Source organism: Verrucomicrobiota bacterium (assembly GCA_037139415.1).
Lineage (GTDB): Bacteria > Verrucomicrobiota > Verrucomicrobiia > Limisphaerales > Fontisphaeraceae > JBAXGN01.
On the sequence record JBAXGN010000029.1, the window covers coordinates 38404 to 50289 of the forward strand.

Sequence of the window (11886 nt, forward strand, 5' to 3'; positions counted from 1 at the left end):
AATCCCGCTCTATAAACGCTCAGAAGCGAAGCGTGATGGATAACCGCAACCCAAATTTACCCAGTCCGGTCACGGCTGAATCTGCCGTCTGGCAGCGTCATCTCCGATTGATTTTACTGGCCCTGGTCGGTGTGCTGGTCAGCTTCTTGTTATTCCGCATGATCCGGGAATACGAGCAAAAGCGGCTGACGCTGGAGTTTGATAATGCCGCGGAAAACCGCACGGAGGCCTTGCGCCGGGAGGTGCGTGACGTCGAGGAAATTGCCAACGCCTTGAGTACTCTCTATGCCAGCAGCCAGAGTGTAGTACTGGAGGAGTTTAAAATATTTGCGTCCGATTACCTGGATGTTCATCCCGAACTTGAAGCGCTGCAATGGCTCCCCCGGGTGTACCTGCATCAACGGATTCCCTTCGAGCTTGCGCATCAGCAGGTCGGCCATCCCCAATATGAAATCACCGAAATGGACGCGCGGGGCCGCTTGCGCCGGGCGGATAATCGGTTGGAATATTTCCCGACCACCTATCTGGAGCCCAGTCAAGACAAGGCGAAGCTGATGGGGTTTGATCATTTTTCACAGGCTGAGTCGCGCGAGGCGATGGAACGCGCGCGCGATTCTGGGCAACGGATTGCCACGCCTTGGATGCGCCTGAATGGCACCCGGGCGGAGGAGGCGACTTACGGCTTTATGATTTTTTCTCCGGTGTACACGAATGGGGCGCCGCACGAAACGCGCGAGCAGCGGCAAAACAATCTCGCCGGCTTCCTGCTGACCGCCATCTCCCTGGAACGCATGATCGCGGAGGCCTTTCATGCCATCCCCAAAGAGGAAATTGAGTTGGTGCTCCAGGATCAGGCGCTGCCCGCGACGGCCCGCTTTGCGTTTTCCATTGATCCCCTCAAAGGCCGCATTCAGCGGCGGCCGGAAGCGGAGCTGAATCTGCGCGACGACCGGGACCGTAACGGGGTGGTGGATGCGATTGGCCGGACTTGGCACGTCTGGTGCCGTCCCATGCCCGGTTATCTTGCCGTTCGCCGCAGTTACGGCGCTTGGGGAGCCTTGGTGGCGAGCCTGACGATGACGCTGCTGGTGGTGAATCATTTGCGGCAATCCATGCAGCGCACCGCGCGGGTCGAGGAACTCGTCAACCAGCGCACCGCCGAACTCCACGCCGAAATCCAGCGGCGCAACCGGCTGGAAGCGGATTTGGAACGCGAACGCGATCTCCTGCACATGCTGCTGGATCATTTGCCGGATCGCATCTATTTCAAGGATCGCCAGAGCCGCTTTTTGCGGGTCAGCCGCGCCATGGCCAAATTGTTTGGCCGCACGGATCCCGCTGAAATCGTTGGCAAAACGGATTTTGATTTCTTTACGCGTGAACATGCGGAACCGGCCTATCAGGATGAGCTGGACATCATCCGCACCGGCCAACCGCTCATTGGGCGCATCGAGCTGGAAACCCTGCCGGATGGCAAAACCGGTTGGGCCCACACCACCAAAATGCCGCTGCGCGGCAAAGCGGGGGACATTGTCGGCACCTTTGGCATTTCGCGCGACATCACCGCGCTTAAACGCATGGAGGAGGTCTTGGCCGAGGAGCGCAACCTGCTGCGCAACCTCATCGAGAATCTGCCGGATTACATTTATGTGAAAGACCGGCAGGGGCGCTACCTGGTCTGCAACATCACCTATGTGCACGTCATCGGGCGGGATCAGGTGGAGGATGTGTTGGGCAAAATGCCGGCGGACCTTTTTTCCGTCGAGGAGAGCGGGCGGTTCCACGCCGCCGATCTGGAGGTCATGGCCTCGGGGCAGCCGCTGATCAATCAAGAGGAACCCCTGCGGGATTCCTTTGGGCATGAGCATTGGTTCCTGACCACCAAGGTGCCGCTGCGCGATGGCAGCCAGCGAACGGTCGGCATCGTGTGCATTGGCCGCGATATCACCCTGCGCCGCCAGGTGGAACAGCAACTCAAGCTCGCCAATGCCGAATTGCACAAATCCCATGAGGACTTGATCGCCGCCCAAATGCAGCTCATCCAGGCGGAGAAGATGCAATCCATCGGGTGCCTGGCGGCCGGCGTGGCGCATGAAGTCAAGAACCCGCTGGCCATCCTGGGCATGGGGGTGGACTACCTGAACTCTTCCGTAAACCCGGCGGACGCAGATGCCCGGCTGGTCATTGATGATATGCGGGCGGCCATCCGGCGCGCCGATAACATCATCCTGGGCCTGCTCGATTTCTCCGCCCCCAAACAACTCAAACTCCAAAAGGACAATCTGAACCGCGTCGCCGAACAGGCGCTGACGTTCACCCGACATCAACAGATGGATCGTCAGATTACGGTGAAACGCGATCTGCTGGCCACCCTGCCGCCCGTCGAACTGGACCCGGACAAGCTGACCCAGGTTCTCGTCAACCTGTACATGAACGCCATCCAGGCCATGCCCGTGGGCGGCTGCCTCTCCATCCGCAGCTACACCCGCATCTTGGCCGAGACCGAGGCCTCCCGCACGCTGGATGGACACCAGAACCTGTGTTTCCGGGTTGGGGACGTGGTTGTAGTGCTCGAAACGGACGACACCGGCCCGGGCATCCCGGAGGATAAACTCATACGGGTCTTCGATCCGTTCTTCACAACCAAACCGGCGGGGCAGGGGACCGGCTTGGGGTTGACCGTGACGCGTAAAATTGTGGAATTGCACCAGGGCTATCTGGAATTGCGCAACCGCCCCGAAGGCGGTCTGCGCGCCAGCATCTGGCTCAAGCCTGCCCCATAAGAACGGACCTCCTCTCCCCAAGGGAGAGTAGCACTGTTGGGTATTGCACAACGGCTGATTGTGAAGAAGTACGAACAGATGCCGAAGAGAAGTTCATATACTAAATAGTTGGAAGATAACGGGTTGTGAATTAACACTGACATATTCTGTGATATCCGAAACACCGGACTCATCTTTACCAACATTGGTTCACGGTAATTGTTCACTGGGTTTTGCACAAAGCGTTCTGACAACTACTTTCGTTGGGAGCCATTCATGGTTTGATCTAGTTACTTGTCCTATTCTATTAAGACAATGAAGTACTCATGTCTCGTAAAGCACGCCAAGTTGGTTTTTACGGAAGTCCGTAATGTTATGATTTACCCTTTATTTCCGGTTTTGTCTCCATCGTCAAACAACACCAATCACCGTACTTGAGGTCTTCGTAAAAATTAATACTAACAAAATCATGTCCACACACAGTGCGTATCTCGTCATAGTCATCGTCTGGACCAGTCGCTACGATACAAAAATCAGCGTCACCGTGCTTAGTCTGCAATTGTTGCAACTCGGTAATAATCTGGGATAATTTCATCATAAAAAATCAAAACGTGTAGTGATACCTAACCATTAATTTTTGAGCTGACAATAATCTGCCCGATTACGCTCAAGTGTGGTTTAGGTATTTTTTGTTAGGTGAGATGATACTCCTAATCCTATCCTGATTTCTTCATATTATCTAAGCCCGCAAGTTTGCGAAAACGCGCAATCATTTCATCAACCGAATTATGGCCAGTCAGCGTCCTTAACTCCTCAAGAAACTTAGAGTCCGAACCTGCCTGAGAAGCCTCGTGCGCAAAGGCCCTAAAAGCTTCCTCTACCTTGAGTTTTGATGATTTGGATTCGCATGCTTTCAGGAGACGGTTGATGTTCCGAGTTTTTTCGAGTTTAAGGTTGTCCATAGATTCGATTTTTTTGTTTTGTCATCCAATTCATTGCGTAATGCGCAGTCGTTACCTTACCATTAAATTATCTGGGGAGACTTTCCCAGTGAGCCGGTAAAATTTGGAGTTCCATTTGCAACATGACTTGAAGCTTATACAGGACACTGTATAAGTCAAGTACTTGATAATAGTGGGCAGATGACGATTACGATTCTCCGTTAGGTCCTAGTGCTGTTTTGACATTCCATTTAAAAACCGAGAATTCCTCCGAATATCATAATCTGCACACACTATCTGCGACGTTACGAACTTGCCGTTCTCGACAAGTTCCAACGTCTTTGGTTACGCATCCTCAGTGATTATTCTGTACACATGAAAAACACGAACAAAATAGCACGCCGATATTGTCCCTTCCGCAGGTTGATCAAACAATGGTTCCTGAGTTTGATTAAGCGCAACAATAGTGGTTGTTCCAATGAGTTCAACCGAATCATGAAAAAGCTCCAGGACGTAGAGGACATGATTGAGGTTATTGCACGTCAAGTCGCCAAATGGGCCAAAGTAGAATCGGATGAGTCATAAATTTTGACCAGCCCCGACACAATTCTACACCGTTTTCTTTTTGAGGTTTAAATTCGTCTTACCACATTCACATCGTAACACCTCAGCACTTTCCCGATCAGGTGAGACGCGAAGAAATTCGGAACAGGTCGGACAGGTAAATCCCGAAAGAAGGGCGTGAAATACATTCACTACTGGCAAAAAGTCGTTCTTTGTGAAATTGGCCCACGCATTGAAATGAACAGCAGGGTTGATTTGCCATTGTTCAACTTGTGATGCAACGACAAGTTTGCTGAATTCGTCAGCGCGATTGCCAATGTCAGAGACAATATCTTGTTGTTTCCATGAATTCGCAACATCTTTTGCAGTGGTATAGAGTTTCCGCAAACGCCCAACCGCAGGCGGAAGCATTTCGCCAAGTTGATATTGGGCATCACCACGAAACTCTACCGGGGCACGCAACCGATGACATAATTCTGCTGAGGTGTATTCAAGAAAATGACGAAGCAATGCAGCGGCAGCCCTGACATCATTTTTATTCAGGTAATCATGCATTTCCGTCCACACATCTCGATCATCCCATTGGGTTGGTCCTTGATCAACGTTCCACACTCTGAATTGAACCGCGCCTTGCCCGTTAATCAGCCCCTCGGTTTTCATATGCCTCATCCAAATCGGATCATGCGTTGTCATGATAAACTGAGTGTTGGGAAACTCCTTTTTCAATAGCGTGCATACTTCCCGCCTATGCCCCGTGTCAACCGACATGAGCACGTCATCAAGCACTGCAAATGTGAATTCCGATCCTTGGAGGTGACGCATTAATGCCAGGTACAAACAAAGTCCCATTCCATCTTGATGCCCTTCACTATGGTAGGCACCGGGCGGGAAAAAGCCTCGCCCATAAAAATCGACATCAAATCCGAGTTTTCCCATGGAGGGAATCAATCTTGCCGAAAAGTTCTTTTCGTCATCGTGATTGATGGCAGTGTAAAGAGCAGCAAAGTCCTTTTGGACTTCAGTGTAAAGTCCCGTAAGCACCTTGTCACTGGCTTCGACGTATTTATCAGATACCTGACGGGCGATTTGAGCCTGTGCCGTAGCGGACTTTTCCGCACGTTTGGCTTCGCGCCATACGTCGAGACGCTCCTGGGCGATGGCAAGAAACTCACGTGCCGCATCCTGTTTGGTCGGTTCTGGCAGAGCGGAAACGACTTTTTCAAAGTCACTAATGGCGCTGGTGACCGATGGTGGCACAGTAGCCATACGAGTGAGTATTGCCATCGTCTCAGTAAGCGGCAGCAAATTCGACAAAACCTTAATTGAGGTGCGACAAAAAGAACTGTAATCGTTGCATGCTTGAATTGCAATCGGAGGTTTCTGCAAATTCGCATACCTGACCAGGGTATCCATTGCGGCTTGCACCTTTCGCAAGGTCGCAATCAATGGTTCCATTTGTTTTTCAACATCTTTGCGTTTTTCGGACAAATCTTTTAGCTGATTAAGTTTTGCATGAGCACGCTTCCTTAATAGTTCCTGGTCCCATTCGGCATCACAAAACGGACAAGTGTCATCTCCAATCAATGACAATCCTGTAGTAAAAAAATTCTCTCTAGTTACACCTGTTATAAAAGCAGGGTTCGCAGCCAGGGTTTCCAATTCACTGATGAGCTTACCAATTTGTGGTTGGGTGGACTGGTTAGAAATTTCATTGAGAGCTTCCCGAGCCGCTTGAAAATCCACCATCGCCTGTGCCTTCGGAATCAGTTGGGGCTTTGCTGTAGCAGGTGTCGCCATTCCATCCTTGAGGGAGGTGGTGGCTGTAAGTTCAAGTAATTCAGGGAGACCAAGGATTGCCCGCTGGGCATTGGTAATAAAAAGAATATTCTCCTTGTTAAATTCAGCGATAGAAAGCGCACGCAAAAGATTGTCCTGGGCTGTTTTGACTGGTTGAGAAATCATTTTAGACTGCTTCTCAGCACCATTTGCAATTTTCTGGAATATTGCCCTAACCTCCTCAATCTTATCAAGATGTAGCAACGCTTGTACTTCCTCGTTACGCTTTCCTGGGGTAGCCAGTACGTAGCGAATTAGCTCTCGCCGGGAAAGGACAATTTCAGGATGTGTTTCGACACCCTGGAGTATTTTGAGAACATCAGGATCATTCGGTGTTACTTTGGCCGTCCCTGGTGTTTTGGCTGTTCGTTCGATAACAACAGTTTTCTTGAGACTTGGAATTGTTAGTTTAATGGTGACAATTGCTTTTGCCGGATCATTTCGTTTATCAACATGTGGAGCATGTTGTTTTAGGGTAATTTCCCCACGACCTTCACCAGCCAATCGGGAAATATTCCCGGTAAGCACAAATTCCAGAGCATCTACGACACCGCTCTTTCCGGTGCCATTCGGACCACATATGGCAAAATTCTTGCCCTTAAAGTCCAAGGTGAGATTACGGATGCCCCGGAACTCCTGAATTGTCATTGAATCAATGTAAATCATGGCATTGATTCCTCAATCAAAGATTGCTGCTTTCAAGGCAACCTCAGTAAGCACCTGCTTTTCTAACAGTGCTTTTCTGAGCCGTTCCACCAATTCAGCAGAAGCCTTGCCTTCCGTTAAGTTAGCGAGAAATGTTTTGTAAACCAGCTCTGGGACATCGACATTTGCTGGTGTCGCTTGTTGTGTTGACATGCATAAAGATTAGCTCACTGAATCATTTTTGTCGAGCAATAAACCCGTGTGCTTTTTGTTTGAATGGATTCAAATGGTCTTTTTTATCCTTAACGCCACCACCAGTGCCACAGCATCAAAAATGTCCATTTGGTAATGTTCACTCATCCATGGTTTTCGTTTCGGCGGCAGAAATGAACCGAGTTCATCTGGAAACCGTTTGGCAATGATTTCAGCCAAAGCATGTTTTGTCCCATGAGCGTTACCAAAATAAACGCGACGTAATTTTTCAGCGGACAATAATACAACTCTGATGTTTCGAGCCGTGGCCACCTTAACGATTTGCTGACTGAGTTTTTGTATTCGAGGATATCGACGAGAGTTCTTAGCCGAAGTATCTGGCAAAACCAATACCTCCGGTTGGTAATGAGCAATCAGCTTTTCCACTTTTGCAAGCGATTGGGCGTTTTTGTCCCCTTTGACAGTTTTGACGCCCCAATCAACCAGCGTTTCCTGTCCTTCTAAAACAGCAAAGCCGACGCCCCTGGCGGTGGGTGCGATGCCCAATATTCGGAAGTGTTTCGGGTGGATATGATTCATGTTTAATTTTTAGATTTATTGGCGATAGTAGTAAGGAGTTGACGACGGATAACTGTTCGACGATTGGATTTATTTCGATCCATTTTGTGCGAGAGGACTTTGGCTCGTGCAGCAACTTTCTGTTGAACTTGTTGATGGAGACCCACAAAGAGATCGCTGGTTGGTTTCTGAAAGACCACTTCATACGCCAAGGCTGTCGCTAGATTTGGTACACGAACAAACCGTTCATAGCGACATACCTTGTCTCCATTTCGTGTTCCCAAAAGGAAAGCCACGTCCTTTTGTGAGAGCGCCAGGCGTTTACGGTTTGATCGTAAATAATTGGATAGTTGTGCCATGGGAGTGAATACGAACTCATTGTGAATTCAAAGTTAGAGTATCGGATTGTTAAAATTACCAAAGGAGGTAATTCTTGCCGTTTCCGGCAAGTTTTATAAAAAAACACCGAGTTTGATGCTCGGTGGTCAGGAGTATATTATAATATAAAACCGTGTTTTTGTCAATTCGTCCACCGCAAACATAAATATGCCGTAATTGGCAAAACTCCCCTCCTTTCAGCATCACCCTTGCACCAGTAAAGTGGCTGGCATGACAACACCACAACAATTGAGCCGCGAGGCTATCGAGGAATTCAGAAAAATTTACCAGGAGGAATTCGGAGAGCGTCTTTCCGATGATGAAGTCCAGGAAATCGCCATGCGCTTGCTGCGATTCTTTGGAATTTTGAATGACTCCCTTCATACGGAAAACTCCCGGAAACAATGATCCGTTTGACGGGAAATTTTTGTCGGGTTAGCATGACCTTGTAACAGCTCAAGGTCATTTATCATTCTCAATTCATCATTCATCACCATGCCAGGATATTTTATCTACTGCCGCAAATCATCCGAAGCCGAAGATCGGCAGGTTCTTTCGATTGAATCTCAAATCCGAGAACTGGAGCAGTTGGCTGCGAAACTAAATTTGCAAGTGACTGAAGTGTTGACCGAATCCAAATCTGCCAAAGATCCAGGTCGTCCGGTATTTAATAACATGATGCAGCGCCTTTACCGTGGTGAAGCCGCCGGCATCATTTGTTGGAAGCTTGATCGTCTTGCGCGTAACCCTGTAGATGGTGGTTCCATTATTTGGGCGATAAAGCAGCATGGCATTAAGGTCATGACCCAGGCCCAAAGCTTTGCCAGAGAGGATGATAATATCATTCTCATGTATATCGAATTCGGCATGGCACAAAAGTATGTCGATGATTTGAGCAAGAACGTAAAACGTGGGCTCAAAACCAAAATTGAAAACGGGTGGCATCCATGCCTGGCACCAATTGGATATTTAAACCACACGAACAAGATCACTGGAGAAAACACTCTGATTAATGATCCTGAAAGATTCCCGTTGGTTCGGCGAATGTGGGACTTAATGTTGACCGGGCTATATACCCCACCAAAGATTCTTGAAATCGCTAATCAAAAGTGGGGGTTCCGAACAAGGCAAACACGCACGAAAGGCAACAAACCAATCAGTCGAAGCACAATCTACCAGATTTTCACCAAACCTTTCTATTATGGTTGGTTTGAATACCCCGCTGGCAGTAGCCAGTGGTATCAAGGAAAACACGAACCAATAATCACCGAAGCCGAATATGACCGGGTGCAAACCTTGCTTGGACGCCATGGTAATCCGCGCCCTCAATCGCATCATGATTTTGCCTTCACTGGGCAAATTCGCTGTGGGGAATGCAATCAGATGGTAACTGCCGAAGAAAAGCATCAGCTCATATGCAGTCACTGTCGATTCAAGTTCGCATATCGTTCGCGCAATACCTGCCCGCGTTGCGCAACTCCAATTGAAAAGATGAAGAATCCGTTGTTTCTCCGATACGTGTATTATCATTGTTCCAAAAGTAAACGACCACTGTGTGCGCAGAAATGTATCAGTGGTCAGGAGCTTGAAAAGCAGATTGGGACGTATCTTGCACGGATCAGTATTTCGGTAAAATTCAAGGATTGGGCGATTGGTTTTGTACGTGAATATTACGCAAATGAAAGTACAGCGCGCAACGAAATCATTCAGGCCAACGAGAAAGCATATCAGGATTGTATGCGACGTATTGATAACCTGGTTAAACTACAAACGTCTCCAGACAATGCAAACGGTGCCTTATTATCCAACCAGGAATACGGTCAGCAGCGATTTGCACTGTTAAAGGAAAAGGCCGCCTTGGAGGAATTGATGCGAGATGCCGGGCACCGAGTTGAGCAGGCATTGAAACTCACGGAAAAATTCTTTGAGTTCGCATGTATCGCCCAAACTTGTTTTGCGAAAGGCGATACCATGACCAAAAAGGTGATTCTTGATGCCATTGGATCGAACCTGGTTTTAAAGGATAAAAAACTCATTATTGAAGCCAAAAAACCGTTCTTCATTCTAGAAAAATCCAATTTCGGTGAAGCATTGGAAATTGAATCAATCGAACCTAAAAATACCCGCCTGCCATATATACAAAAAGAGGCTTTCGCCTCTCCTCGTCCCATTATGCTCCCTAAACTACACGACGTTAGAACATTACGACATAGAAATGAATATATCGTCAACTCAATACACCACTTCTTTAGAAGTGTCTGTAATTCCCCTTCATTTAAATCGTCTGACTGGGTGTTTCTAATACATGAGGATAATATAGATGATTCAAAGAACTAACGAAGACGCACAGATTTGTCAGAAGCGACAAACCTGTAAAGACTGCTTGTATTCGACATAATCCCATGCTGGGAAATGAAAGCATGAGCTTGTTGACGAATCCACGGCTGAGAAGTGCGACATAGATATTTACACAACCCTTGTTGCGCCACGTAAATAGTTGGAATTTCGCCTGCTATTGGTTGGCGTCTGGTCAAGTGGAATGCATTTGCTTCTATTAATTTTATAGCTTATGTAGTTTGACGATTTTAATAATATCATCATAAAGGCCGTTATCATCTTTTTTGTTCGGGCCGTAAGATTGAATCATTATACTATTGCCATTACTAACAAAAACGAATCGTATTACATTTCCCCATTCATCAATAATATCCCGATTATCGTTCGTCTCGTATCGTCCTGGTACATAATATTGCCTGTTATTTGGATTGTTCGTTTTTTCTGTGCCTGTTATTTTCAATGACAGTTTGTTGAGATCAAGCCCGTTTGTGTTTGTTTTTTCAGATAAATATTTTTCTATAGCTATTCCTAGTGAATCTACTTGGAATCGAGTCGCTATCCCTCTGTGAAAATGCATTGTATAATATTCAAGTGTAAACACTACACTTATCGCCACTAAGCAGCCATAAAAAATGTGCCTTGTGTTTACCAAGCGCCCCATCGTTGATTTGTTTTTACAAATTTTCATTACCGATCATCAAATTCGGATCCATTACCAGTTTCACTCACGGTTCCTTCGATAGTGACTGGATCATTCCACCATATATTTAAAAAGCTAACGTCAACGAAAAACCCAGTTACCCAGCCTTTTGAAGACACATTAAGGTTCCAGTAAGTTTTAGTAGGGTCGGATAAATAAGTTTTTTCAGGCAAGCCGCTAAACTTTCCGACAGTGCTACACCCGTAAAGTACCATATTCCGTATTTTGTATGGTGAATATCTGCCAGGGCGTACAGTGTCATTATTGTTCTGTTTACCTCCTGGTGCTAGCACTTGAGGATATCCATCAAGACCATGTCCGCCATACATATATATATAAATTCCATCTGTACGTAAATGGTCCTTGATTTGAAGCGATGTTACATTATCATACAGTGCTACATAATAGCCTTCGTCTTCCAATGACGCTGCCGCCAAGCGCAAAGAATCCTGCAAGCGCACAAGAAGAGACGAGAATTCCATGCTGTAAGGAACAAACTTGTTTCTTCCAAGATCGACAAATACTAAATTGGGAACTGTATAAGTCGTGTTAGGAGTTAATGATGTAATAGATTTCCCATTAATATCGCGGAGCCACCCCTTCACGCCAAGTGCATCTGTCGCATCTAATTGAAGTGTTTCAGCTAGGCTTGATATGGTATCGCCCGTTTCGGAACACACCTTGGCACGTGGTTGGTTGGATTTGCGTTCAACCTTAGTCCAAAGACCTAAATAATCATTTTGCGATATAGGGTTGTTTTTAACAAACCCATATAAATTCATGCCGCCCTTGATTCCAATCGGATCCCTACTCATCCATTTCTCCATTTCCGGCTCATAAAACCGATACCCGTAATAATACCGTTTGGTTTCCCAATCGTAATACTTGGTCGAAAACAGGAAATTAAACTCCCTGGCCATCGGCCCCGTCGCCCGAATGACCACCCCAAACG

Annotated in this window: 10 protein-coding genes; 3 read left to right on the forward strand and 7 right to left on the reverse strand. The window is 47.3% G+C overall.

The window, feature by feature from the left end:
* Positions 1-35: 35 nt before the first annotated feature.
* The gene (locus tag WCO56_07250) at positions 36-2783 is read left to right on the forward strand and encodes a PAS domain-containing protein (GenBank protein MEI7729351.1); all 2748 of its coding nucleotides are present in this window, start codon (positions 36-38) and stop codon (positions 2781-2783) included.
* A 695-nt stretch (positions 2784-3478) separates the two neighbouring features.
* Here WCO56_07250 and WCO56_07255 read toward each other — a convergent pair.
* From WCO56_07255 to WCO56_07275, 5 genes are all read right to left on the reverse strand, one after another.
* A complete protein-coding gene (locus WCO56_07255; protein MEI7729352.1) occupies positions 3479-3724 on the reverse strand; it encodes a hypothetical protein in 246 nt (81 codons plus the stop codon).
* Positions 3725-4312: 588 nt separating this feature from the next.
* On the reverse strand, positions 4313-6769 hold the full coding sequence (locus tag WCO56_07260) for an AAA family ATPase (protein MEI7729353.1): 2457 nt from the start codon (positions 6767-6769) through the stop codon (positions 4313-4315).
* A 12-nt stretch (positions 6770-6781) separates the two neighbouring features.
* Positions 6782-6961 (reverse strand): hypothetical protein, encoded by a 180-nt coding sequence (locus tag WCO56_07265; GenBank protein ID MEI7729354.1) that lies wholly within the window; start codon positions 6959-6961, stop codon positions 6782-6784.
* A 69-nt stretch (positions 6962-7030) separates the two neighbouring features.
* A complete protein-coding gene (locus WCO56_07270; GenBank protein MEI7729355.1) occupies positions 7031-7540 on the reverse strand; it encodes a hypothetical protein in 510 nt (169 codons plus the stop codon).
* A 2-nt stretch (positions 7541-7542) separates the two neighbouring features.
* A complete protein-coding gene (locus tag WCO56_07275) occupies positions 7543-7878 on the reverse strand; it encodes a hypothetical protein (GenBank protein ID MEI7729356.1) in 336 nt (111 codons plus the stop codon).
* Positions 7879-8074: 196 nt separating this feature from the next.
* Here WCO56_07275 and WCO56_07280 point away from each other — a divergent pair, with 196 nt between their 5' ends.
* A complete protein-coding gene (locus WCO56_07280) occupies positions 8075-8305 on the forward strand; it encodes a hypothetical protein (protein ID MEI7729357.1) in 231 nt (76 codons plus the stop codon).
* Positions 8306-8392: 87 nt separating this feature from the next.
* Positions 8393-10234, forward strand: coding sequence for a recombinase family protein (locus tag WCO56_07285; protein MEI7729358.1), 1842 nt, complete (start codon positions 8393-8395; stop codon positions 10232-10234).
* 223 nt (positions 10235-10457) lie between these two features.
* Here WCO56_07285 and WCO56_07290 read toward each other — a convergent pair whose 3' ends face one another.
* Positions 10458-10922, reverse strand: a complete 465-nt coding sequence (locus WCO56_07290) for a hypothetical protein (GenBank protein MEI7729359.1) — start codon at positions 10920-10922, stop codon at positions 10458-10460.
* Positions 10922-11886 (reverse strand): RHS repeat-associated core domain-containing protein (locus WCO56_07295; protein ID MEI7729360.1); only part of this gene is annotated, 965 nt, incomplete at its 5' end. The genes WCO56_07295 and WCO56_07290, both read right to left, overlap by 1 nt.

Bases quoted from the DNA above. Each gene is read 5' to 3' on its own strand.
- WCO56_07290 (MEI7729359.1), bottom strand. From the start codon at position 10,922: ATGAAAATTTGTAAAAACAAATCAACGATGGGGCGCTTGGTAAACACA.
- WCO56_07255 (MEI7729352.1), bottom strand. From the start codon at position 3,724: ATGGACAACCTTAAACTCGAAAAAACTCGGAACATCAACCGTCTCCTG.
- WCO56_07270 (MEI7729355.1), bottom strand. From the start codon at position 7,540: ATGAATCATATCCACCCGAAACACTTCCGAATATTGGGCATCGCACCC.
- WCO56_07250 (MEI7729351.1), top strand. From the start codon at position 36: ATGGATAACCGCAACCCAAATTTACCCAGTCCGGTCACGGCTGAATCT.
- WCO56_07265 (MEI7729354.1), bottom strand. From the start codon at position 6,961: ATGTCAACACAACAAGCGACACCAGCAAATGTCGATGTCCCAGAGCTG.
- WCO56_07275 (MEI7729356.1), bottom strand. From the start codon at position 7,878: ATGGCACAACTATCCAATTATTTACGATCAAACCGTAAACGCCTGGCG.
- WCO56_07260 (MEI7729353.1), bottom strand. From the start codon at position 6,769: ATGATTTACATTGATTCAATGACAATTCAGGAGTTCCGGGGCATCCGT.
- WCO56_07285 (MEI7729358.1), top strand. From the start codon at position 8,393: ATGCCAGGATATTTTATCTACTGCCGCAAATCATCCGAAGCCGAAGAT.